Source organism: Burkholderia sp. AU31652 (assembly GCF_002223155.1).
Lineage (GTDB): Bacteria > Pseudomonadota > Gammaproteobacteria > Burkholderiales > Burkholderiaceae > Burkholderia.
In genome coordinates, this window is record NZ_NKFG01000005.1 from 1,644,151 (window position 1) to 1,667,124 (window position 22,974).

General features: G+C 68.3%; 19 protein-coding genes. 9 read left to right on the plus strand and 10 right to left on the minus strand.

Translation table 11 applies throughout. The features are described 5' to 3' along the window. Window positions 1–314: 314 nt before the first annotated feature. The 4 genes from CFB40_RS24960 to CFB40_RS24975 all read left to right on the plus strand — a co-directional run bounded on the left by CFB40_RS24960 (window position 315) and on the right by CFB40_RS24975 (window position 5,798). On the plus strand, window positions 315–626 hold the full coding sequence (locus tag CFB40_RS24960) for a hypothetical protein (protein ID WP_041492268.1): 312 nt from the start codon (window positions 315–317) through the stop codon (window positions 624–626). Between the two features lie 205 nt (window positions 627–831). After that, window positions 832–1,710, plus strand: coding sequence for a MipA/OmpV family protein (locus tag CFB40_RS24965; protein WP_089432676.1), 879 nt, complete (start codon window positions 832–834; stop codon window positions 1,708–1,710). 96 nt (window positions 1,711–1,806) lie between these two features. Further along, window positions 1,807–3,501 carry a VRR-NUC domain-containing protein gene (locus CFB40_RS24970; RefSeq protein WP_089432677.1) on the plus strand — a complete coding sequence of 565 codons (1,695 nt, stop codon included), beginning with the start codon at window positions 1,807–1,809 and terminating at the stop codon, window positions 3,499–3,501. After that, entirely contained in the window at window positions 3,498–5,798 is a 2,301-nt protein-coding gene (locus tag CFB40_RS24975; RefSeq protein ID WP_089432678.1) for an ATP-dependent DNA helicase, read from the plus strand. The genes CFB40_RS24970 and CFB40_RS24975 overlap by 4 nt, the downstream gene beginning before the upstream one ends. Window positions 5,799–5,858: 60 nt before the next feature. On the opposite strand, the gene CFB40_RS24980 is transcribed toward CFB40_RS24975, so the two are convergent. Then, window positions 5,859–6,629 carry an IclR family transcriptional regulator domain-containing protein gene (locus tag CFB40_RS24980; protein ID WP_089427504.1) on the minus strand — a complete coding sequence of 257 codons (771 nt, stop codon included), beginning with the start codon at window positions 6,627–6,629 and terminating at the stop codon, window positions 5,859–5,861. A gap of 296 nt (window positions 6,630–6,925) precedes the next feature. Between CFB40_RS24980 and CFB40_RS24985 the strand changes: the two genes are divergently transcribed. Then, entirely contained in the window at window positions 6,926–7,537 is a 612-nt protein-coding gene (locus CFB40_RS24985) for a hypothetical protein (protein ID WP_089432679.1), read from the plus strand. Window positions 7,538–7,624: 87 nt separating this feature from the next. On the opposite strand, the gene CFB40_RS24990 is transcribed toward CFB40_RS24985, so the two are convergent. Further along, on the minus strand, window positions 7,625–8,926 hold the full coding sequence (locus CFB40_RS24990) for a UDP-N-acetylglucosamine 1-carboxyvinyltransferase (RefSeq protein ID WP_089432680.1): 1,302 nt from the start codon (window positions 8,924–8,926) through the stop codon (window positions 7,625–7,627). Between the two features lie 217 nt (window positions 8,927–9,143). Next, the gene (shiA, locus tag CFB40_RS24995; protein WP_089427502.1) at window positions 9,144–10,451 is read right to left on the minus strand and encodes a shikimate transporter; all 1,308 of its coding nucleotides are present in this window, start codon (window positions 10,449–10,451) and stop codon (window positions 9,144–9,146) included. A gap of 356 nt (window positions 10,452–10,807) precedes the next feature. Here shiA and CFB40_RS25005 point away from each other — a divergent pair, with 356 nt between their 5' ends. After that, a complete protein-coding gene (locus CFB40_RS25005) occupies window positions 10,808–11,935 on the plus strand; it encodes a 4-hydroxyphenylpyruvate dioxygenase family protein (RefSeq protein ID WP_089427501.1) in 1,128 nt (375 codons plus the stop codon). Window positions 11,936–11,995: 60 nt separating this feature from the next. Here CFB40_RS25005 and CFB40_RS25010 read toward each other — a convergent pair whose 3' ends face one another. Continuing rightward, on the minus strand, window positions 11,996–13,231 hold the full coding sequence (locus tag CFB40_RS25010; RefSeq protein ID WP_089427500.1) for an NADH:flavin oxidoreductase: 1,236 nt from the start codon (window positions 13,229–13,231) through the stop codon (window positions 11,996–11,998). Between the two features lie 217 nt (window positions 13,232–13,448). Here CFB40_RS25010 and CFB40_RS25015 point away from each other — a divergent pair, with 217 nt between their 5' ends. Continuing rightward, window positions 13,449–14,678, plus strand: coding sequence for a DUF2252 family protein (locus CFB40_RS25015; protein WP_089432681.1), 1,230 nt, complete (start codon window positions 13,449–13,451; stop codon window positions 14,676–14,678). Window positions 14,679–14,704: 26 nt separating this feature from the next. Here the strand turns inward: CFB40_RS25015 and CFB40_RS25020 are convergent, their stop codons facing one another. The 4 genes from CFB40_RS25020 to CFB40_RS25035 all read right to left on the minus strand — a co-directional run bounded on the left by CFB40_RS25020 (window position 14,705) and on the right by CFB40_RS25035 (window position 18,688). Next, entirely contained in the window at window positions 14,705–16,045 is a 1,341-nt protein-coding gene (locus CFB40_RS25020) for a type II toxin-antitoxin system HipA family toxin (RefSeq protein ID WP_089432682.1), read from the minus strand. 2 nt (window positions 16,046–16,047) lie between these two features. Further along, the gene (locus CFB40_RS25025; protein ID WP_089427498.1) at window positions 16,048–16,476 is read right to left on the minus strand and encodes a helix-turn-helix domain-containing protein; all 429 of its coding nucleotides are present in this window, start codon (window positions 16,474–16,476) and stop codon (window positions 16,048–16,050) included. A 152-nt stretch (window positions 16,477–16,628) separates the two neighbouring features. Continuing rightward, window positions 16,629–17,753, minus strand: a complete 1,125-nt coding sequence (ribBA, locus tag CFB40_RS25030; RefSeq protein WP_089427497.1) for a bifunctional 3,4-dihydroxy-2-butanone-4-phosphate synthase/GTP cyclohydrolase II — start codon at window positions 17,751–17,753, stop codon at window positions 16,629–16,631. Then, on the minus strand, window positions 17,750–18,688 hold the full coding sequence (locus CFB40_RS25035) for an alpha/beta hydrolase (protein WP_089432683.1): 939 nt from the start codon (window positions 18,686–18,688) through the stop codon (window positions 17,750–17,752). Before CFB40_RS25035 ends, ribBA begins: the two co-directional genes overlap by 4 nt. Window positions 18,689–18,969: 281 nt before the next feature. Between CFB40_RS25035 and CFB40_RS25040 the strand changes: the two genes are divergently transcribed. After that, on the plus strand, window positions 18,970–20,160 hold the full coding sequence (locus CFB40_RS25040) for a helix-turn-helix transcriptional regulator (RefSeq protein ID WP_069251570.1): 1,191 nt from the start codon (window positions 18,970–18,972) through the stop codon (window positions 20,158–20,160). A 199-nt stretch (window positions 20,161–20,359) separates the two neighbouring features. Here the strand turns inward: CFB40_RS25040 and CFB40_RS25045 are convergent, their stop codons facing one another. After that, window positions 20,360–21,025, minus strand: coding sequence for a cation diffusion facilitator family transporter (locus CFB40_RS25045; protein ID WP_089432684.1), 666 nt, complete (start codon window positions 21,023–21,025; stop codon window positions 20,360–20,362). 288 nt (window positions 21,026–21,313) lie between these two features. After that, complete coding sequence (locus tag CFB40_RS25050) at window positions 21,314–22,498, minus strand: thiolase family protein (protein ID WP_089433310.1); 1,185 nt, start codon at window positions 22,496–22,498, stop codon at window positions 21,314–21,316. Window positions 22,499–22,752: 254 nt separating this feature from the next. On the opposite strand from CFB40_RS25050, the gene CFB40_RS25055 reads away from it, so the two are divergent. Further along, a complete protein-coding gene (locus tag CFB40_RS25055; protein ID WP_089432685.1) occupies window positions 22,753–22,947 on the plus strand; it encodes a hypothetical protein in 195 nt (64 codons plus the stop codon). Window positions 22,948–22,974: the final 27 nt, after the last annotated feature.

Genomic DNA, 22,974 nt, shown 5'->3' on the forward strand with positions numbered 1-22,974 from the left:
AGCGTCCGACCGGAGCGGGCAACCGGGCGCGCGGGAGCGGGCACGCCGCTTGCGCGCGATGCCGGCGCCATCGAGATGCGCGCGCCGTCGCGCAGGAGAGACATGAAGACGCCATCCATGCTGCACCGCCCCGAGCCGACGACGCCCGATGTCGACCCGGACCCGCCGCCGCCCGGGCACGACGATCCCGTCGATCCGCCCGTGCCAGACGGGCTGCCGCAGGGCGACCCGCCGTCGCACCCGCCACCGATCCGGATGCCGGGAGGCGGTGCATCACAACCGTCCGCGCGAACACTCAAAATAGGAGGACCCTCATGGACATTCACGTGCAATCGCCAGACAAGCGCGCGATCGCTCAGGTGCTGGGCCGCTACTTCGAATCGCGCTCGTTGCGCTATCACATCGAGGAATTGCCGGGCGGCGTGCTGCAGATCGGCTTTCGCGCCAGCGGCCGCCCGGTCGCCGTCACCGTGTCGTTCGACGATGCCGCGTACGACACCTACACGCACTGGGATGCGAGCCAGAAGCAGCTCGCGCTCGGTCGGCTCGCCGACGGCTTCTCGCGGATGATGTCGACGCGCAGCCCGGCCGCGCTGGCCGGCGACTATCACGTCGAGCGATTCTGATTCCACTCCGCTTCACCGGACTGTCCCGCGTACGGCAAAGTGCCCGCACGCAGCGGGCGCTTTGCGTCCGCGCGTGGGTCGCGTAGGATGTCCGTTAATTCAGCGCACGCTACGTTCGCGCCGCAGGCTGCCCACCGCTGCAGCCGAAGAGGCGTAATGCGCTTCTTTATTTCAGGTTCGTTTCGCGCCACCGACGGGGACCTTGATGACTGTTGCTCGCCCTTTGTTGTCACCCGGCGCACGCCGGTTCGTTTCCGGGGTGTCGGCCTGCGCGGCGCTCGCCGCTGCCGGCGCCCGCGACGCGTCGGCCCAGACGCCTTCACCGCTCGGCGAGTGGCAATACTCGGCGGGCGTGCCGCTCCAGAAGCTGTACGAGCCGAACATCTCCACCTGGGATATCAGCATGGGCGCCGCGATGACGCTGCAGCCGCGCTATGCGGGCTCTGACCGCTATCGCGTGATGGGCGGCCCGACGATCGATATCCGCTATCGCGACCTGTTCTTCCTGTCGACCGGCGAAGGGCTCGGCGCGAACGTGCTGCGCGGGCCGAACTGGCGCGTGAGCCTGTCCGTCGGTTACGACCTCGGGCGCCGCTCGGCCGACGACCTCCAGCACCTGAACGGCCTCGACAACATCAACGCGGCACCGGTGATGAAACTGGCGGCCGATTACGTGATCTCGAAGGAGTTTCCGCTCGTACTGCGCGCGGATATCCGGCGCAGCATCGGCGGCTCGAATGGCTGGGTCGGCGATTTCTCCGCGTACATGCCGATGCCCGGCAGCAACGAGCATTTCTTCTGGTTCGCGGGGCCGACCGTGTCGTTCGCCGATTCGCGCTACATGAACAGCTGGTTCGGCGTGAGCCAGGGCGCCGCCGCGCGCTCGGGGCTGCCGGCCTATTCATCGGGGGCCGGGCTCAAGTCGGTCGGTGCGGGCGTGACGATGGCCTGGTTCGTGAACAAGCACTGGTTCGTCACGATCGACGGCGCGCTCGAGCAGCTCGTCGGCCGCGCCGCGCACAGCCCGATCACGCAGCAGAAGACCAACGGCGTGTTCGACATGTCGGTGAATTACCAGTTCTGAGTGGGGCCGGGGAGCCGATCGCCGACGGGGCGTGCGGCAGTTGCCGTCACATTTGATATGATTCCGACCTGTACAAATGTACAGTGATCGATCCCCGTGACGCCTGCATCGCCGACGCCCCCGGCGTTTTACTACCTGACCAATTTCGAACGCGCGCTGGCCTGGCTCGGCGCGCGTTACGACGACCTGTTCGACGCACACGAGCACGCGTTCGTCCGGCAGTTCGCGACGCTGCCGCAGGCGTCGCGCGCGCTGCTCGTGCGGATGCTGATGCGCAACGGGTCCGACTTCCGCGCCAGCAAGCTCGTCTACGACGAAATCGGCTGCACGCTCGACGCGGTCGCGCCGCTCGTCGCACTCGGCTGGGTCGATCCGGCGCCTGCGCTGACGCTCGACGAACTGTTCGCGCTGTCGACCAAGGCCGATCTGCTGCGCATCTTCCCGGCACTCGCCGCGCATGCGGGCGAGCGCAAGCCCGAATGGCTCGAACGGCTGCGGCCCGCGCACGACGTCGCGCAACCGCTCGACGCGTGGTGCGCGCAGGCCGGCGACCGCGTGCTGCGCGTGACGGTCGGCGCGCTGTGCGACCGGCTGCGCCTGATGTTCTTCGGCAATCTCCATCAGGACTGGAGCGAGTTCGTGCTCGCCGATCTCGGCGTGTTCCAGTACGAAAGCGTGCCGATCGCGCCGTCGTCGCGTGCGTTCCAGCAGCGCGGCGACGTCGATGCGTATCTCGCGCTGCAGACGTGTCGCGACGCGCTCGACGCGTGGCCCGACGATTTGCCGTTCGACGACCTGATGCGCGCCATCGACGCGGTCGGCTGCGCCCAGCCGTGGCTCGCGACGCGTCGCGCGAAGCTGATGTTCGCGCTTGGGCAGACGTGTGAGCGCCGGGCCGACTGGGACGGCGCGCTCGACGCGTATGCACGCAGCGCATGGCCCGGCAGCCGCCATCGGCGCATCCGCGTGCTCGAACGCTGCGGGCGTGACGGCGAGGCGCTCGCGCTGGCGCTCGATGCGCGCTGCAGCTTCGAGAGCGACGAGGAGCGCCAGCGTGTCGAGCGCATGCTGCCGCGCCTGCAGCGCCGGCTCGGCCAGCGTGTCGAACGTGCCGCTGCCGCCGCAGACGTGCCGCGCGCGACGCTCGTGATCGCGCGTCCCGATGCGTTCGTCAGTGTCGAGTTCGCCGTGCGCGACCATCTTGCGCAGCCGGCTTCGCCGGTCCATTACGTCGAAAATACGCTGATCAATTCGCTGTTCGGGCTGCTGTGCTGGGAGCCCGTGTTCGCCGCGGTGCCCGGTGCGTTCTTCCACCCGTTCCAGCGCGGCCCGGCCGATCTGCACGCACCCGATTTCCTCGCGCGTCGTGCGGAAGCGTTCGCCGCGTGCTTTGCGCAGCTCGATTCGGGCGCCTATCGCGACACGATCCGCCGGCATTTCGCGACGAAGGCCGGGCTGCAATCGCCGTTCGTGTTCTGGGGCGTGCTGACGGACGCGTTGCTCGACGAGGCGCTCGCATGCCTGCCGCCCGAACACCTGAGGCTGTGGTTCACGCGCCTGCTCGCGGATATCCGCAGCAACCGCTCGGGGCTGCCCGATCTCGTCCGCTTCTGGCCCGGCGAGCGCCGCTACGAGCTGATCGAGGTGAAAGGCCCCGGCGACCGCCTGCAGGACAACCAGACGCGCTGGCTCGCGTACTGCGTCGCGCACGGCATGCCGGTGCGCGTGATCGATGTCGAGTGGGCCGGTGAGGGCGTCGCGCACGCCGAAGCGGCGGGACTGTCCGCATGAGCTACGTCGTCGCGGTGCGGGCGATGTGCGAGTTCACCGCGCGACGCGGCGACCTCGACCTGCGCTTCACGCCCGCACCGACCGCGCTCGAAGGCATCGCCGGCCACGGCGCGGTCACGTCGAATCGCGGCGCACGCTACGAAACCGAGATCGCGCTGACCAGCACCTGGGGCACGCTCACCGTGCGCGGCCGCGCGGACGGCTACGACCCGGTGGCGAACCGTCTCGAGGAAATCAAGACTTATCGCGGCAGCCTCGATGCGATGCCCGACAACCACCGCGCGCTGCACTGGGCGCAGGCGAAGGTCTACGCGCACCTGATGTGCGACGCGCGCAGCTTTCCGGAAATCGACGTCGCGCTCGTCTATTTCGACATCGTGTCCGAGCGCGAGACGGTGCTGACGCAAACGCTGGGCGCGGCCGAGCTTGCGACGTTCTTTGCCGAGCAGTGCGCGTGCTTCGTCGGCTGGGCCGAGCGCGAGACGGCCCATCGGGCGGCGCGCGATGCGGCGCTGCGCGCGCTGGCGTTTCCGCACGGCCGGTTCCGCAGCGGCCAGCGCGAGCTGGCGGTGGCCGTCTATCGCGCGGCACGCGACGAGCGGTGCCTGATGGCGCAGGCGCCGACCGGCATCGGCAAGACGCTCGGCACCGTGTTTCCGCTGCTGAAGGCCTGCGGCGAGGGCGAGCTCGATCATGTGTACTTCCTGACCGCGAAGACACCCGGCCGCGCGCTCGCACTCGAGGCGGCGACGACGCTCGGCGTCGGCACGCCCGTGCTGCCGCTGCGCGTGCTGGAACTCGTCGCGCGCGACAAGGCGTGCGAGCATCCGGACAGCGCATGCCACGGCGAATCGTGTCCGCTCGCGAAAGGCTTCTACGACCGGCTGCCGGCCGCGCGCGATGCGGCCATCGAGGCCGGGCTGCTCGACCGCGACACGGTGCGCGCGGCCGCGCTCGCGCACGACGTCTGCCCGTACTACCTGTCGCAGGAGCTCGCGCGCTGGTCCGACATGGTGATCGGCGACTACAACTACTACTACGACGGCAGCGCGATGCTGCACACGCTCGCGCAGCAGAACCAGTGGCGCGTCGGCGTGCTCGTCGACGAAGCGCACAACCTGCTCGATCGCGCGAGGAAGATGTACAGCGCATCGCTCGACCCGTTCGCGTTCGCGGCGGCGCGCGAGGTTGCGCCCGCGGCACTGCGCAAGGCGTTCGACCGGCTCGCCCGCGCCTGGGGCTCGGTCAGTCGCGCGCAGGCCGAGCGCTATGCCGCGTATCCGGAGATTCCGGGCCCGATCGTGTCGGCCGTGCAGAACCTCGTTGCGGCAATCGGTGAACACCTGGCCGACGCGCCGCGCGCGAACGGCGATGCACTGCTGCGGTTTCATTTCGAGGCGATCCAGTTCGGCGTGCTGGCCGAAGCGTTCGACAGCGCGTCGATCTTCGACGCGACGCTGCACGGCGAACCGATGCCGCGCCAGCCGGCGCTGGACGGCGTGGCGTCGGCCGGCCGCCGGCGCCGCGTCCAGTCGACGCTGTGCGTGCGCAACGTGATTCCGGCCGGCTTTCTCGCGCCGCGCTACGAAGCCGCGTGCGCGACCGTGCTGTTCTCGGGCACGCTGAGCCCGTTTCATTTCTATCGCGACACGCTCGGGTTGCCCGGCGACACGGGCTGGCTCGACGTCGACGGGCCGTTCCGCGCCGAGCAACTGACGGTGCGCGTCGCGAGCCACGTGTCGACGCGCTGGCGCGACCGCGACCGTTCGCTCGAACCGATCGCCGACCTGATCGCCGCGCAATACGCGACACGGCCCGGCAACTACCTCGGCTTCCTAAGCAGCTTCGACTACCTGGGGCGCGTGGTCGCGCTGATGCAGACGCGGCATCCGGACGTGCCCGTCTGGGCGCAGGCGCCCGGCATGGCGGAAAGCGAGCGCGACGCCTTTCTCGCCCGCTTCGACGCAGGCGGGCGCGGCGTCGGCTTCGCGGTGCTGGGCGGCGCGTTCTCGGAAGGCGTGGACCTGGTCGGCGAGCGGCTGATCGGCGCGTTCATCGCGACGCTCGGGTTGCCGCAGGTCAACGACGTCAACGAGCAGATGCGGCGTGCGATGGACGCGCGCTTCGGCAACGGCTACGACTACATGTACCTGTACCCGGGCTTGCAGAAAGTCGTGCAGGCGGCAGGGCGCGTGATCCGCACCGAGCACGACGAAGGCGTCGTGCACCTGATCGACGACCGTTACCGGCGGCGCGAAGTGCGCGATCTGCTGCCGCGGTGGTGGCGGATCGGGTGACGGTGACGATGACGCTGCGCGGCCCGTTCCGGCGCACGGCTTCCCCGTCTCCGCGCCTCGCTACAGCACGTTGAGCATCGCGAGCGCGGCTTCCTGCAGATGCGGCAGGACGCGCCGCACGGCCGCGTCGGTCGTCTCCGCGCCGATCGGCATGTTCGTGCTCAGCGCGGCGACCACTTCACCATGACGGTTCTTCAGCGGCACCGCGATTCCGCGCACGCCGACCTGCAATTGCTGTTCGATCGCCGCGAAACCGGCGTCGCGTGCCTGGTCGACCTGTTCGAGCAGGCGCGCCTTGTTGGTGATCGTGTGCGGCGTGAACGGCGGCAGTTCGGTGTCGTCGAGCCACGCGCGCACGGCTTCGCGATCCGGATGATGGGCGAGCAGCACGACGCCGGGCGACGTCAGCGGCGCCGGCACGCGCGCGCCGAGCACGAAGCCGGTCGTCATCACGCGCGACACGCCGTTGCGCGCGATGAACACGAGTTCCCAGTCGTCGAGCACGCTCACGTACGCCGACTCGTTCAGCGACGCGCTCAATTGCTGCAGATAGGGCTGGACCGTGCGCGGCAGGCGGGCCGAATCGAAGTACGACCAGCCGACCCGCAGCACGCGCGGCGTGAGACCGTACAGCTTGCCGTCGGTGTACACGTAGCCGAGTGATTCGAGCGTCAGCAGGTAGCGCCGCGCGGCCGTGCGCGTGAGGCCGGTGCGCGCGGCGGCCTGGGTGGGCGTCATGCGCGCATGCTGGCTGTCGAATGCCTCGAGGATCGCCAGGCCTTTTTCGAGGCCGGCAATCCAGTCGCGTCGGTCGAGTTCGGGCTTTTTCATCGTCGTGATCAGGCGTCGGAATGCGCGGTCATCGCGCGTGAATGGGCGATTATCGCGCAGTTCTGATCTCCACGACGCTTGATCAGGGCTCGTTTCATTCGACGGTGGATGCGTGCTCCAGGCCCGGAACATGACCGTCGACGACAATCGGCACCACGCCGAACTATTGGGCCAGCCTGACTTGCGCAACCTGTGTGGAAGACATGCCGCAGGCTTTGCCGCTGTTCCGCAGCATCGCAGGCACGATTACGCTGGCGAAGCCGCGCTAGAATCGGCGCCTCGACTGGAACAGAACAATGACAATTCGCGAATCCGTATTGGCCGTGCTCGTCGCGGCCGTGCCGCTGCTTGCCGCGGCGAATCCTTCGTCCGGAACACTCCTCCCGAAGCCGACCGCCGACATCCGCGCGTGGCCGCGCATGACGTCACCGAAATTCGGCTGCTACGTCGAAACGTCCTTCGGCTACCGTGACAAGCGCTTCAATTGCGCGCTGAAGCAGTACCGGAACACCGGCGACGCGTGCAAGAACACGAAGGCCTACTACGAGGGCCCGGCGTTCCCCGACCGGCTCGCGGCCAGCGTGCATCCGCTCGCGACGAAGGTCGATCTCGACTGGGAGCAAGGCAGGCTGCAGATGGTCACCGTCACGCTGAAGGGGACGTGGAACGAAGCGGACGTGCGCAAGGCGTTCGGGCTGCCGCGCGCGGAAGGAAGCAAGCTGACCGAAGCGGAGTTGCGCTCGGAGCCGGGCAACCTGATGGACACGAGCGTCCAGTACCCGTCGTCTCCACTCGATGAAAGCCTGGCGAAACGCCCGAGCAACCCCGCGCGCGGCACGACGGCCGTGATGCTTTACGGGTTCGACCACATGGGCGGCGGCGATGTCGATTGCGGAGGAGGCGAGTAACGCGGGAAGGCGCGGCCGGCGCAGGTGCCGGCCGGGTGGGGAGGATGGTACGGCTGTTCGCAGCGCTTGCGCCGTACCGTCAGGGCTTTACTCGCTGCTCGTCCACTCGACGTTCGCGCCGACCGAGCGCAGGTTCTCGACGAAGTGCGGGTGTGCGCGGCGGATCGGCAGCGCGTTCATGATTTCCGAGCGGCCTTCGATGCTCGCGGCCACCATCAGCAGCGCGATCGCGACACGGATGATGTACGGGCTCTCGACGCGCGCCGGCGTCAGTTGCAGCCCGCCGAACGTGATCAGCCGGTGCGGATCGGACAGCAGCACGTGCGCGCCGAACTTCGACAGTTCGCCGGACCAGCCGAGCGCGCCGTCGTACACCTTGTTCCAGAACATCGCGCTGCCTTCCGCACGCACGCCGAGCGCGATGAAGATCGGCAGCAGGTCGACCGGCAGGTACGGCCACGGCGCGGCTTCGACCTTGGTGAGGATGTTCTGCGTGAACGGCCGGCGCACGCGCAGCGGGCCGTCGCGCTCCGCGCGCGACCAGCCGTCGCGGTGCGTGACGTTGACGCCGAACTTCGCGAACGTGCGGTCGATCAGCGGGAAATGTTCGGGCGAAGAGTTGCGCACCGTGATGTCGCCGCCGGTGATCGCACCGAGCGCGAGGAACGTCGCGATCTCGTGGAAATCCTCGGCGAAGCGGAACTCGCCGCCGCCGAGCTTGCGGCCGCCCGTCACGCACAGCCGCGACGTGCCGATGCCCTCGATCGCGACGCCGATCATCGCGAGGAACTGGCAGAACTCCTGCACGTGCGGCTCGGACGCGGCGTTCATCAGCGTCGACGTGCCGTTGGCGGCCGTCGCGCACAGCGCGAAGTTCTCGGTGGTCGTGACCGACGCGTAGTCGAGCCAGTGGTCGTTGGCCGTCAGCGGGCCGTCGGTGCGGACGATCAGCGAATCGGGCGTGCGCTCGATGTGCGCGCCGAAGCGCTCGAACACCTCGACGTGCGGATCGATCTCGCGCACGCCGAGCGTGCAGCCCTTCACGTCGTTCTCGAGGCGCGCGACGCCGAAGCGCGCGAGCAGCGGCGGGATCAGCATGATCGACGAGCGCATCGCTTCCGGCAGCCGGTGGACGGCCGGATCGAATTTCGTGTTGCGATGGTGGAGTTCGAGCAGGCCCGTCGTGAAGTCGACCGACACGTCGCTGCCGAGCGTGCGGAAGATGTCGAGGATCTTGCGCACGTCGGTGATGTCCGGCACGCCGATGAGGCGCAGCGGCTGATCGGTCAACAGGGTGGCGCACAGAATCGGCAGGACGGCGTTCTTGTTCGCGGACGGCTTGATGTCCCCGCGCAGCGGAGTGCCGCCGTGGACGATGAGATTCGACATGATATGGGGGCGTATCGGTGACTGACGTAGGCCCATATGATGCCATTGGTCGGCGGGCGGCGTGGCATGTTCAGCGGGGAAAAGGGCGAATCGACGCGTGTAACTGACAGTGTTTGACGTCGTGCGCTCGAACGCGAGGCCGTGGCACCATTGCAGGTCATCGTCGAGCCACGCGGGATGGCCGGCCGCGCATCGGGCCGGCCATCCGGTCAGGGTGTTACTGCGCCGCCCGCATCCGCGCGGCGACCACCAGCGAGATCAGGCAGCCCACCGCAAGATAACCGGCGACGAGGTGCCACGAGCCGCCGGCCATGCTGACGAGGCCGACCGCGATGAACGGCGTGAACCCGCCGCCGACCACGCTCGCGAACTGGTAGCCGACGCCCGCGCCGCTATAGCGGTATTCGGCGCCGAACAGCTCGGTGAACAGCGGCTGCTGGACGCTCACGACCATGTCGTGCGCGGCATTCGCGAGCAGGATCGAGAAGATCACGATCCACGCGATCGAGCGCGCTTCCAGCGCGACGAAGAACGGCACCGCGGACGCCAGGCCGATCAGCGCGCCGATCAGGTAGATGCGGCGCAGGCCGTAGCGGTCGGCCAGCCACGCGAAGCACGGAATCGTCACACAGCTCACCGCGCCCACCAGCAAGCCGATGTTCAGGAACAGGTCGCGCGACATGCCGAGGTTCGTCGTCGAATAGCTGAGCGCGAACGCGGTGACGATATACATCGTGAACAGTTCAGCGAGGCGCAGCGCGATGATCAGCAGGAATGCCTTCGGATGGCGCGTGAGCGCTTCCAGCACCGGCAGGCGCAGCTTGCGGTTGCCGTGTTCGACCTTCTCGACGAACTCCTGCGATTCGTCCATGTTCTTGCGCACCCACAGCCCGATCAGCACGAGCACGATGCTGAACACGAACGGCAGGCGCCAGCCCCACGACTTGAATGCGGCCTCGCCGAGCGTGTGGCTCAGGATCGACACGATGCCCGTGGCCAGCACGAGGCCGACGCCGTAGCCGACCTGCACGCCGCTGCTGTAGAACGCCTTCTTCTGCTTCGGCGCGCTTTCGACGGCCATCAGCGCCGCGCCGCCCCATTCGCCGCCGACCGCGAAACCCTGGATCGCGCGCATCAGCACCAGCAGCACGGGCGCCCACCAGCCGATCGTCGAGAACGCCGGCAGCAGGCCGATCGCGACCGTCGACAGCCCCATCAGCATCACGGTCAGCACCAGCATCCGCTTGCGGCCGAGCCGGTCGCCGTAGTGGCCGAACACGACGCCGCCGAGCGGCCGGAACAGGAAGCCGACGCCGAAGGTCGCGAACGCCGCGAGCGTGCCCATCGTCGGGCTGACTTTCGGGAAGAACTCGGAATTGAATACCAGCGCGGCGACGATCCCGTACAGCAGGAAGTCGTACCAGTCGACGACGGCGCCGACGAAGCTGCCGATCGCGGCCTTGCGGGCCTGGCTGCGCGCGCGGGCGCCGGCTGCGGCGTCGAGGGTGTCGAAGGTTGGGGTCATGGCGATGTCTCCTGGCACGGCGCATCGTGGAATCGTGGCGGCGCCGCGTCCGATGCTGCATTGAAGTCGATGAGTGAACGGAGAATAGGGCGCGCGCCGCATGGCGGCAATTGGCCAATCGGACAGAGTGCGCGATTATCGTTCAAATCCGTGCGATTATCGAACGCTTTCCGGGTTTGCACTAGGCGGCGTGACGATATCCCGTTTGGCCAGGGTGTGCCGCCGTGAACGAACTGGTTAAAATTGGCAGCATTGAAAACTCGCCCGTTCGGGGCGGACGCGCGGTCGCCACCCTGGCCGCGCATCCCGCACGCAACGAGCGCCATCCCCATCGACGCATGCCCCCGGAGACTGGAATGCCCGGCACTTCCCACCCCCTGTCCAGCGATACGCCGCCCGTTGCCGATCCGGTTGCCAATCCGCTTGGGATGGCCGGCCTCGAGTTCGTCGAATTCGCGGCGCCCGTGCCGGAAGCGCTTGCGCAGCGCTTCGAGCAGCTCGGCTTCAAGGCGATCGCGCGGCACGTCAGCAAGAACGTCACGCTGTACCGGCAAGGGCAGATGCACTTCCTGATCAACGCCGAGCCCGATTCGTTCGCCGCGCGCTACGCGGAGGAATACGGGATGGGCGTCTGCGCGATCGGGCTGCGCGTGGCCAGCGCCCGGCGCGCGTTCGAGCGGGCGATCGAGCTCGGCGCGTGGGCGTTCGAGGGCGAGAAGGTCGGCGTCGGCGAGCTGAAGATTCCGGCGATCCAGGGCATCGGCGATTCGCACCTCTATTTCGTCGACCGCTGGCGCGGGCGTGACGGCCAGCGCGGCGGCGTCGGCGATATTTCGATCTTCGACATCGATTTCCGGCCGATCGACATCGCAACCGCACATACCGATCTCGACTGCGTGGGTGTTGGGCTGCAGCAGGTCGATCATTTCACGCAGACCGTCGGCGCGGGGCGCATGCAGGAGTGGCTGGATTTCTACCACGACCTGCTGCATTTTCGCGAGATCCACGAAATCGATGCGCACTGGCATGTGTCCGAGGAATCGCGCGTGATGGTGTCGCCGTGCGGCGCGGTGCGGATTCCGGTCTATGAGGAAGGCACGCGGCGCACCGAGCTGATGCATGCGTACCTGCCCGACCACCCCGGTGAAGGCGTGCAGCACGTCGCGCTGGCCACCGACGACATCCTGTCCTGCGTCGATGCGCTGCGGGCGAACGGCGTCGAATTCGTCGAGCCGCCGGCCCGCTATTACGACGAGGTCGACGCACGGCTGCCGGGGCACGGCGTCGACCTCGACGCGCTGCGCCGCCGCGCGGTGCTGGTCGACGGCGAGATCGGCAGCGACGGCGTGCCGCGCCTGTTCTTCCAGACCTTCGTCAAGCGCCGGCCCGGCGAGATCTTCTTCGAAATCGTGCAGCGCAAGGGGCACCACGGGTTCGGGGAAGGGAATCTCGCCGCGCTCGCCCGCGCACGCGACGCCGGCTGAGCGGCCGCGGCGCCCGCATCAGGCATCGGGTGTCGGGCATCACGCGTTACACGTCAAACCTCAGATGCCGGCGGCCGGCACGCGGTTCGGCGCGGGGTCGTTCGGCTCGCGCAGCACGCACGCGGTGCCGCCCGGCGTGTACATCGACACGACACAACGGTTGCACGACGTGCAGCCCGACTGCGCGAGCCGGCCGTCGCGCAGCCCGTTGACGAAATCCGGCTCGAACACGAGCGCGCGTGCGAGCGCCACCGCGTCGAACCCTTCGCGCATCGCCCGCTCGACGTTCTCGCGCGAACGTACGCCGCCGAGGTAAGCGAGCGGCATCCTGACGGCCGCGCGCACCTTCCTCGAGTGTTCGAGGAAATACATCTCCCGAAACGCGCCCATCTTCGGCTCGGTGAGCTTCTGCAACGCCATTGCCGCGCGCACGATCGCGTTGTCGGCATTCGCGCGCGCCTCGCCGGGCAACGGGCTGCCGAACAGCTGCCACACCGATTCGACGTTCATCCCGCCGCTGAGCACGAGCAGGTGCGCGCCTTCGGCTTCGAGCCGCCGCGCGACTTCGCAAGCGTCGTCGGCGGTTCCGCCGCCGCGCACGCCTTCGGTCACGCCGATCTTGCAGACGACGGCGAGGTCGCGGCCCACCGCATCGAGCACGCGGCGCAGCACCTCGACCGGGAACGCGGCACGCCGCGCCGCGTCGCCGCCATACGCGTCGCGGCGGCGGTTGTACAGCGGCGACAGGAACTGGCTGAGCAGATAGCCGTGCCCCATGTGGATCTCGACTGCATCGAAGCCGGCGTCGCGCGCATGGCGTGCGGCCTGCGCGAATTCGTCGGCGATGGTCGACATCTGGTCGTGCGTCATCGCCTGCTTCAGGAAGCGGCCACTCATCACGCCGACCTTGTTGAAGCCGCCCGACGCGCTCAATGGCCGCTTGGTCGACAGCGACGGCAGGAACGTGAAGCAGCCGCCATGCGTGATCTGCGCGGATGCGGCGGCACCGTGGCGATGGACGGCGTCGGTCAACGCGCGGAACTGGCGGACCGTCGGCGCGTCGAGCCGCGCCTGGTCGACGAACGTGCGGCCGTCGTCGCTGATCGCGCAGTACGCGACGGTCGTCAGCGCGGCGCCGCCTTCGGCGATGCGTTCGTGAAAACGGACGAGCGCGCGCGATGGCACACCGTTCGGCGTCATGCCCTCGTTGGTCGCGGACTTGATCAGGCGGTTGCGCAGCGTCAGCGGGCCGATCTGCAGCGGGTTGAACGCGAGGGACAATTCGGTGGGTTCCATGTCGGGGAGACGTCGGGAATGGGTTCGACGGTCATTGTGCGCAACCCGCGCCGGCGCACATCGTCCAGGTGGATGGCCCCGATCCGGCCGAACGAAGCATGAGACGGCAGGCCGGGGAGCGGACATTGGCGACGCTGCCGGTTTGCAGAAAGGCATCGATCAATGGCATCGTGACGAAGCCGCATGCCGCACACGACAGGAACATCCGGAGAACCGAATGAGCAACCAGTCACAGCCGAAGCAGAAACACAAGCAGAAGCGCATGCCGAAACCCGCCGGGCGCCAGGCGATCCTGACCGAACAGCGCCGCCGGAAGATGGCGCGCTCACCTCACGCGTACGTGCGCGGCAATACGGCGCGTTTCTACGAATGGCTCGTCGAGACCAACGGCAGCGCACTGCCGCACGGGCCGTCGATCTGGATCTGTGGCGACTGCCATACCGGCAATCTCGGCCCGGTCGCGAACAGCGAAGGGAAGGTCGACGTGCAGATCCGGGATCTCGACCAGACGGTCGTTGGCAATCCCGTTCACGACCTGATCCGCCTCGGGCTGTCGCTGGCGACGGCCGCGCGCGGGTCCGCACTGGCGGGCCTGACGATCGTGCACATGATGGAGGCGATGACGGCGGGTTATGCGTCGGCATTCGGCAGCCGCCACGCGAAGCTGCCCCAACGCCCCGAACCCGTGCACCTCGTGATGAAGCAGGCCATGCGCCGCTCGTGGCGGCAACTCGCGATCGAACGGATCGAAGGGCTCGCGCCGACGATTCCGCTTGGCCGTCGCTTCTGGCCGCTGAGTGCGAAGGAATCCCGCGCGATCGGCAAGCTGTTCAGCGACGATGCGATCGCGACACTCGCAACGAGCCTCAAGGGCCGCAAGGACGGAGGCAAGGTCGACGTGCTCGACGCGGCGTACTGGGTGAAAGGCTGCAGTTCGCTTGGACGACTGCGCTACGCGGTGCTGCTCGACATCGACGGCGACGTGCGCGACGGCGACGACCTGTGTCTGATGGACATCAAGGAGGGCGTGACAGCCGCTGCACCGCGCGACGAAACGGCCACGATGCCGCGCGACAACGCCGAGCGCGTCGTGGAAGGCGCACGGCATCTGTCGCCGGCCCTCGGCGAGCGGATGCGGGCCGCGCGCCTGCTCGATCGCGCGGTCGTGATCCGCGAACTGCTGCCACAGGACCTGAAGCTCGACATCGATCTGCTCGCCGAGGACGATGCGCGTGACGTCGCGCGCTATCTCGGTGCGGCGGTCGGCGCCGCCCACGCGCGCCAGATGGACAAGCCGACACGCACGGCATGGCGCACCGAACTCGGCCGCAACCGCGCGAAGACGATCGACGCACCGATGTGGCTGTGGAACAGCATCGTCCAGCTCGTGAGCAGCCATGAAGCGGGGTATCTGGAGCATTGCCGGCGCTTCGCCGCCGGCGAGTAGCGTGTCGCCGCGGGCGACGGCCGAGGCTACCCGGTCGCGCCCAGCTTGAGGCTCTGCCGACGCATGCCGTCGAAGATTGCATCCGCCACGTCCGCCGGAAACTCCGCCGGGATCTGCGCTGCAGCCTCGGCGATCGCGGGTTCCGTGCGCGCGACGACGGCTGCCATCGCGGCGTGCACGTCATCTTCGGTCAGGCCGACACGCCGGCCCTGCGCGATCCAGTGGCGCGGCTGGATCTCGCCGATCACGTAGTGCCGGTTATTCCCGCACACGGCCATCGCGAGCCGCGCGCGGCGCGGCGGAAGCTGGTTGCGGCGCGTGCCGATGATCGGATGCGCGGACAGCACGTCGTACAGCGGCGTGCTGCGGTAGGTGTTGCCGGGCAAATGCGCGATGCTGAAGTTCTTCGCGTGGCCGTCGATCGCCGCCAGCACCCAGAACACGAGCTGCGTGACGAAGAAATTCATCCGGTCGCGCGCAGCGTCGGCCGAATGCGCGAGGATGCCCATGATCGTCTCGATGCCGGGGCCGCCGTCGGATTCGTATTTCGCGCCTGCGGGCGTGCCGGTCGCCTGGCACATGTCCTCCTGCGGCAATCGCAGGATCCATGTGCGGTCGCGCGATGGACGCCGGTCGAAGCGCTCGACGATCAGCGCTTTCTGGTCATCGAACCGGCCGATCTCGCACGGTGCGACCGGCAGGCCGTACGCGGCGACGAGCGTCGAGCACAGCCATTCGTTTTCGACGGACGTCCGCATGTCGGCCTGCATGTTCCCGACACGTCCGAGCGGCAGCTTGAAGATGTGCGTCGTCGGCGTGCTGCCCAATGGTCGCAGCCAGCGGTTTCCGTGACGCAGCAACGCGGTCTTTTCCTGCGCGCCGGCAATCGACAGGCTCAGGTCGCCTTCCAGCTCCGCGCGGCCGGGCAGCGGCGTGGCGGTCGCGTGGCGCAGCACGTCGGCGACGGCCGCGTCGTCAAGCGTCATGCCGTCGATCGCCTCGAGATCGACGGGCGTCTCACCGGCCGGCAGCATCTGAATCGCGCCGACGCAATCGCGGCCGATCGACGCGAGCAGTTCGAACGGCGCCGTCGAGCGGAGCCCGTAACGCTGCGCGATGCGACGGCGGATCGGCTCGCTGTCCGGCAGCAGGTTGTCGAAGTAATCGGCGACGATCGCGCCCTGGTGCGGCTGGTTGCCGGGCGTGAAGGGCAACGACAGCGACAGCGACAGCGGCCGCCCCTGTGGATCGTCGAGCCATTCAGGCAGGTAGACGAGGCGCTCGACGCCGCGCCGGACTTCCCAGTAGCCGACCGGAATGCCATTCATCCACAGGTCGAGCCGGTCGTGGCGGACACGCGTGGCCATCGTCACCAGTCCTCCCGCTTCGCAACCCTGGGCTTGCCGGGTGCTGCGTCAGTGGGCCGTTTGCGCTTGGCGCCGGTTGCGGGTTTGGCTGGATTTTTGGCGGGCGTGGTGCCGCGGGACGTTTCCTGCTTGCGTTTGCTCGAAGCCGGTTTCCGAACCGCCGGCGTGGCATCGGGCACAGGCACGGGATCCGCCGATGCCGCCGACACGTCCTGCTTGCCCAGTGCGAGTGTCATGTGAACGCCGAGCGCGTTCAGCACTTTGAAGAGCCGCTCGATGCTGACCGCCGACGGGTTGGCCTCGAGCTGCGCGTAGGATTGTTGCGTGACGCCCAGACGGGCGGCCAATTGCGCCTGCGTGAGGCCCGCGGCTTTCCGGAAGCCGACGAGTATCGGCCGCAGTTGGGTCAGGGTCTGGACAGGAAAGGACATCGGGCGCTCCGCAGGATGACAAGCGATCGTTTGTAATCGAAAAATACAGCCTATAGCATGTATTATCAAAATACAAACCAAAGACTGTATCCACCAAAAACAAGCGATAGCCTGTCAGGCGTAAAGCCGACCCGCCATCCTGCGTCAACGCCTCACGCCGCCCGCAGCGGATTCGCCTGCACGCTCCGCGCGCTTTCCGGATCGTCGTCGCCGAGCGGAATGAACGCCATGATCTCGAGGTCGTGACCCGACAGCGCCGGCAGCCGGAACGGGCTCGACAGCACGTTCAGCCGCCGCACGCCAAGCTCGCGCAGGATCTGCGAGCCGATCCCCGTCACGCGTCCGTCGCGGCGCGCATGGCTGGTCGGCATTCGCATCGCGTCGCCACGCATGTCGCAGTCGAGCAGCACCGCGACCCCGCAGCCGGCCGCGTCGATTCGTTGCAGCGCGGCGTGCAGCGGCCACGAGTGCGCGGACGGCTCCGCATCGAGCAGGTCGAGCAGCGAATGGCATTCGTGCACGCGCGTCAGCACCGGCGTCGACGGATCGGGCTCGCCGCGCACGAGCGCGAGATGCGGCGCGCCGTGCACGGTGTCGCGATACTCGATCGCGCGGAATCGTCCCCACGGCGTATGCAGCGGCCGCTCGCCGACGCGTTCGACGAGCGATTCGTGTTCGCGCCGGTAATGGATCAGGTCGGCGATCGTGCCGATCTTCAGCCCATGCTGCGCGGCAAACGCCTTCAGCTCGGGCAGCCGCGCCATCGTGCCGTCGTCGTTCATCACCTCGCAGATCACCGACGCGGGCGTGAGCCCCGCGAGCGCGGCGAGATCGCAGCCGGCCTCGGTGTGCCCCGCACGCACGAGCACGCCGCCGGGGCGCGCGGCGATCGGGAACACGTGGCCGGGCTGCACGAGATCGTCCGGGCGGGCGCCGGCCCGCACCGCCGCCCGGATCGTGTGTGCGCGATCGGCCGCCGAAATGCCGGTCGTCACGCCTTCGGCCGCCTCGATGCTGACGGTGAACGCGGTGCCGAACGGCGTGCCGTTGTGATCGGCCATCGGCGGCAGCTTCAGCTGCTCACAGCGCTCGGCGGTCAGCGTGAGGCAGATCAGCCCACGCCCGAAGCGCGCCATGAAATTGATCGCGTCCGGCGTCACGTGATCGGCCGCGATCACGAGATCGCCTTCGTTCTCGCGATCCTCTTCGTCGACGAGCAGGACCATCCGGCCCGCCCGCAGTTCGTCGACGATCTCCAGCGTGCCGGCGAGCGTCATCGTGCCTCCGTCAAATCGAACGCGCGGCGCAGCGCATCGGCGCCGAAGGTCAGCACGCGGTCGGCTGCATCGATCGCGCCGAGCATGCTCGCGAAACCATGAAGCTGGCCCGGCCAGCGCACGAGCGTCACCGGGGTGCCGGCCTGCGCGAGGCGCAGCGCATAGGCTTCGGCCTCGTCGCGCAGCGGATCGAATTCGGCGCTGACGATCGTCGCCGGCGCCACGCCTGCGACGTCCGGCGCGGCGAGCGGGCTCGCGAGCGGCGACGCGCGATCGGCGCCGTCGTCGAAATAGTGGCGCTTGAACCAGCGCATCGCGTCCGCCGTCAGGAAATAGCCGTTGCCGAGCGTTTCGTACGACGGATGCTCGGTCGCGCAATCGACGACTGGATACAGCAGCAACTGGTGCGCGATCGCGATGCCCGAGCCGCGCAACTGCAGCGCGGCGACCGCCGCGAGATTGCCGCCGGCGCTGTCGCCGGCCACGGCGATCGCCCCGGCGCGCGCGCCGAGATCGCGCGCACTGGCGGCGGCCCACCGCACCGCGTCGCATGCGTCGTGCGCGGCCGCCGGGAAGCGTGCCTCGGGCGCAAGCCGGTAGTCGACCGACAGCACGAGCGTGCGCGCCCGGGTGGCGAGGCTGCGGCACAGGTTCGCATGCGTATCGATCCCGCACGACACGAAGCCGCCGCCGTGGAAGAACACGGTCAGCGGCAACGGCCCATCAGCGGCGGGCCGATACAGCCGTGCGGACAACTGACGGCCCGACAGCGGAATCCGCCAGTCCTCTTCGGCGGCGACGGCATCGCCCGGGGCGAACGCGCCGCCGGCGGCAAGGCTCGCGCGATACGCGGGAACGGTCAGTTGCGCGAAATCGATCGCGGGTGCCTGGGCGAACGCGGCGAGCAGCGCCTGCGCCTGTGGGTCGAGCGGCATGGGGACTCCTGTCTGAATCGGATGCGTTTTGAATCAGGTAAACCCGTGTCGCGGTTTTCCCTGAGTCCGCGCCGGACGCTTGCCGGCACGGCCTGACGGGCATTCCAGCGCAGCGGGCAGGGCGCCACATCATCCGATCGGACGATGGTTCGTTCGCACGGATGGCCAATTCTCACCATTCAGTGAATCTCCCGATGACGCCGGAATTTAGACGCGTCTTAATCATGGCGGCGCGGTTGGGTCGCGCCGGAAACATGTCGTATGGAGGATGGAGCGTGCTGATGGAGACGAGATGGGCTCCGCAAGAGAGCCAGGCAACCAGTGACGAGGCCGACATCGGCGTCGCGGATTTCAGCGAACTGATGGCGCGCATCTACCAGGGGCCGCTGGAGACGCCGCCGTGGGCCGGCGCGCTCGAACTGGTCCGCCGCTGGCTGCAGGCGAACTACGTGACGCTGATCCTGCGCGCGGCCGCCAGCGACCGCCGCGCGCCGCTGTCCGTGCACGCGTCGGAATTCGGCCCGGTGGTGCCGGGCGACGGCGAGGCGTCGTACAACAACTACTACTATTCGCTCGACCCGTTCGTCGGCCTGCCGGCCGATCGGGTGGTTACGGTCGACGACGTGTTCGGCGACACGGGCTGGCTGTCGAGCGAGCTGTACAAGCAGTTCCTGAAGCCGCAGGACGTGCGCTATATCCTCGGCGCCGACCTGCGCACGGCATCGGGCGTCGAGTGCCGCTTCCGCGTGTGCCGCAACCATGCGTCGAAGCAGTTTTCCGCGCGCGACAAGGCGATCTGCGCGCTGCTGCTGCCGCACCTGAAACGCGCGGTGGAATTGCATTCGCGGCTCGACACGGCCGAGGTCGAGCGCTCGATCTATGCGAATGCGATCAACCGGATGCAGATCGGCACGATCACGCTCGACGAGAACGGCACGATCATCGACCTGAACAGCGTGGCCGACGAGATCCTCAAGCAGAACAACGGTCTGACGATTGCGCGCGGCACGATCGAGGCGACCGATGCGCAGGAGAACCGCACGCTGAAACGGCTGATCCGCCATGCGGTGATGGGGCACCACGGCACGGCCGCGGCGACCGTCGAGGCGATGCCGATCACGCGCAGCTTCGACAAGCCGCGCCTCGGGCTGCTGGTGCGCACGGTGCTGCTGTCCGACTGGTCGGAGGACAACAAGCGGCGGCCGGCCGTCACGCTGTTCCTGCGTGATCCCGACCGCAAGCCGCAGGGCGCGCAGGAGATCATCCGCAAGCTGTTCGACCTGACGCCCGCCGAGACGTCGCTCGCGCTGCTGCTGACGAACGGGCTGACGCTCGAGGAAGCCGCGGAGGAATCGGGGATCAGCAAGAACACGGCGCGTACGCACCTGCGCGCGATCTTCTCGAAGACGGGTGTCACGCGCCAGGCGACGCTCGTGCGGATTCTGCTCGGGAGCGTCGTGCCGCTCGGGTAAGCGACCATCAAGGTCGATCCATCGGAACCGGCCGCATTCGTCGGGCGATACATCGACTTCGGTCAACGCGTCGCGTATAGCACGATGATGGCGGCGACCTCATGCAAAAGAGGCTCGCACCGCGCGAGCCTCTTCTTCATTCATCGCCGCAGATAGCGACTACTGTGCCGCTCGCGATGCGGGACGATGCCCGCTGCGTTCACGAGCCGCGCGTCGACCGATCCGCCCATGCCGTGAGCGCCGGCCACTGCGCGCAACCACGTCGGATGAAACCGACACCCGTGCGGATCACGAGTGCGCCGATCGCCAGCGCGGCCAGATCGTCGAGACGACCGAAGCCAACCAGTGCCGCGCTCATCGCGAGCGCCGCCAGCAGCGACGACAGCGCATCGGTCCGCACATGCCAGCCGCTCGCCTCGAGCAGCGCGGAGCCGGTTTCGCGCGCCTTGCGCAGCATCCAGTGCGACAGCGCGGCCTTGCCGGCGAGCGTGACGGCGACGAGTGAGAGCGTCGCCGCGCCCGGCTGCACGACGGGCGGCGTCGCGAACCGGTTCGTTGCATGCCAGATCATCTGCGCGCCGGTTATGACGAGCAACGCGCCGAGGCCCGCGAGCGCGAGCGGTTCATAGGTCGGGCGCCGCTCCGGCGGCAGGCGTGCGTCGAGCCGGCACGCGACGAGAATCAGCGCATCGGCGGCGAGATCGATCGCCGCGTGGACGACGTCCGCGAGCAGCCCCGACGAATGCGCGGACCACGCCGCGGCCGTCTCGACGGCGAGCAGCAGCAGGTTGATCGCGAGGCTGACGGCGAGGGCGCGGGACGTGGCCGCATAAACATGGGGCGTGGCGCGCGACGTGCGCTGCATGGCGGATTCGTCTGTCGAAAGCGTGGGTCAGCCCCGAACGCTACCGGTCGACGGTGGCAGATCGGTGACACGGGGGCAATCGCCGAATCCGTGCGCGATGCGTACGGAAGCCTCCGGGCCGCCCGCCGACTTGGCGCGGTGCGCGCCGAGCAGGTGACTGGCTGCACCGTGACTCGGGAAGCCCGCGCCGCGAGCCGCATCGCCCGCGGCTTTTCCCTTTCGTCCGAATCGTCGATGCGCCGATGCGCCGATGCGCCGATGCGCCGATGCGCCGGCGTCAGCGTCGACTCAAAGCGCCTCGATCGCCAGCGCGATGCCCTGGCCGCCGCCTATGCACAGCGTGACGACGCCGCGCTTGATGCCGTCGCGCCGCATCGAATGGATCAGGCGAGTCGTCAGCACCGCGCCCGTTGCGCCAATCGCATGGCCGTGCGCAATCGCGCCGCCTTCGACGTTGACGATCTCCTCGGCGATGCCGAGCTGGCCCGCCACCGCGATCGGCACGACCGCAAACGCTTCGTTGATCTCGAAGCGCTCGACGTCGGCCAGCGTCCAGCCCGCCCGCTGCAGCGCGATCCTGACGGCCGGCACGGGGCCGAGCCCGAACATGCCGGGTTCGACGGCAGCAACGCCGAATGCAACCAGCCGCGCACTCGGCGCAATCCCGTGCGCGTCGGCGAATGCGCGATCCGCGACCAGCATCGCCGCCGCGCCGCTGTTCAGGCCCGGTGCATTGCCCGCGGTAATCGTGCCGTCCGGGCGGAACGCGGGCTTCAGCTTCGCGAGCGCTTCGAGCGTCGTGTCGGGGCGCGGCGTCTCGTCGCGCGCAAACGCGACGCGCGTCTTGCGCTGCAGGACATCGACCGGCACGAGCTCGGCGTCGAACTTGCCGTCCGCCAGCGCGGTGGAAAAGCGCTGCTGCGAGCGGAGCGCCCAGCGATCCTGGCGATCGCGCGAGATGTCGAGCTGGCTCGCGAGATCCTCGGTATGCCAACCCGAATGCTGGTCGGAAAACGCATCGACGAGGCCGTCGCGCAGCATGCTGTCGCGGATCGGCGCGTCGCCCATCCGGTAACCCGAGCGTGCGCCGTCGAGCAGGTACGGCGCACGCTCCATGCTTTCCATGCCGCCGGCAATCGCCGCATTCGCGTAGCCCAGCAGGATTTCCTGCGCGGCGTTGACGACCGCCTGCGCGCCGGAGCCGCAGACGCGGTTGACCGTGAGCGCCGGCACCTTGACCGGCAGGCCCGCGGCGATGGCGGCCTGCCGGGCCGGATTCATCTTGTTGCCGGCCTGGATCACGTTGCCCAGCACGACCGCGTCGATCGCCGCGCCGTCGAGGCCGCTGCGCCGCAAGGTTTCGCGGATGGCGATCGCGCCGAGCTCGGTGGCCGGCGTGTCCTTCAGGGATCCGTTGAACGTACCGATCGGTGTCCGGACGGGGTGGCAGATGACGACTTCGCGTGTGCTCATGATGCATTCCTGGATCGCGTTGCAAGTTGCGCGGACGAGTCGGTGGCGAACGAGGGCGCGCCGCGCCATTCGCGTCGCCGGTTCGATTGCGCCGTGACGCCGGCAGGAACGCCGGCGCGGTGCAATGCGGCCGCCTCCGATGACCGGATCACGCGCCGCTCTTGAGGGAACGGTATCTATGCATATGCATACTGTCAACGGGGGCTTTGCGTAGGAGATTGAGGAGCGGGGTACGTCATCGGGGAGAAGGGCGCATGACGATGCGCACGTCGCGGCCGGCGGTCGGCTTTCGATCTCTCAGCGTTGATGACGGTTTTTGCGCCGATTGCAGAGGCGTTTTGGTGTGCGGGCGGGTGGGGATGGAATTGGAGCGACGTGTCGTGCTCGGCGATTTCGTACGCGATGCCGACTTCGTCGATATCGACATTATAGAAATAATGTCAAATTAAAAGGCGCGGTTAATTGGATATTTAACG

Coding starts and splice junctions, on each gene's coding strand:
- CFB40_RS24965 (WP_089432676.1), top strand. CDS start 832: ATGACTGTTGCTCGCCCTTTGTTGTCACCCGGCGCACGCCGGTTCGTT.
- CFB40_RS24985 (WP_089432679.1), top strand. CDS start 6,926: ATGACAATTCGCGAATCCGTATTGGCCGTGCTCGTCGCGGCCGTGCCG.
- CFB40_RS25055 (WP_089432685.1), top strand. CDS start 22,753: ATGACGATGCGCACGTCGCGGCCGGCGGTCGGCTTTCGATCTCTCAGC.
- shiA (WP_089427502.1), bottom strand. CDS start 10,451: ATGACCCCAACCTTCGACACCCTCGACGCCGCAGCCGGCGCCCGCGCG.
- CFB40_RS24960 (WP_041492268.1), top strand. CDS start 315: ATGGACATTCACGTGCAATCGCCAGACAAGCGCGCGATCGCTCAGGTG.
- CFB40_RS25035 (WP_089432683.1), bottom strand. CDS start 18,688: ATGCCGCTCGACCCACAGGCGCAGGCGCTGCTCGCCGCGTTCGCCCAG.
- CFB40_RS24975 (WP_089432678.1), top strand. CDS start 3,498: ATGAGCTACGTCGTCGCGGTGCGGGCGATGTGCGAGTTCACCGCGCGA.
- CFB40_RS25020 (WP_089432682.1), bottom strand. CDS start 16,045: ATGGCCACGCGTGTCCGCCACGACCGGCTCGACCTGTGGATGAATGGC.
- CFB40_RS25015 (WP_089432681.1), top strand. CDS start 13,449: ATGAGCAACCAGTCACAGCCGAAGCAGAAACACAAGCAGAAGCGCATG.
- CFB40_RS25010 (WP_089427500.1), bottom strand. CDS start 13,231: ATGGAACCCACCGAATTGTCCCTCGCGTTCAACCCGCTGCAGATCGGC.
- CFB40_RS25040 (WP_069251570.1), top strand. CDS start 18,970: ATGGAGACGAGATGGGCTCCGCAAGAGAGCCAGGCAACCAGTGACGAG.
- CFB40_RS24990 (WP_089432680.1), bottom strand. CDS start 8,926: ATGTCGAATCTCATCGTCCACGGCGGCACTCCGCTGCGCGGGGACATC.
- CFB40_RS24980 (WP_089427504.1), bottom strand. CDS start 6,629: ATGAAAAAGCCCGAACTCGACCGACGCGACTGGATTGCCGGCCTCGAA.
- CFB40_RS25005 (WP_089427501.1), top strand. CDS start 10,808: ATGCCCGGCACTTCCCACCCCCTGTCCAGCGATACGCCGCCCGTTGCC.
- CFB40_RS25025 (WP_089427498.1), bottom strand. CDS start 16,476: ATGTCCTTTCCTGTCCAGACCCTGACCCAACTGCGGCCGATACTCGTC.
- CFB40_RS25045 (WP_089432684.1), bottom strand. CDS start 21,025: ATGCAGCGCACGTCGCGCGCCACGCCCCATGTTTATGCGGCCACGTCC.
- ribBA (WP_089427497.1), bottom strand. CDS start 17,753: ATGACGCTCGCCGGCACGCTGGAGATCGTCGACGAACTGCGGGCGGGC.
- CFB40_RS25050 (WP_089433310.1), bottom strand. CDS start 22,498: ATGAGCACACGCGAAGTCGTCATCTGCCACCCCGTCCGGACACCGATC.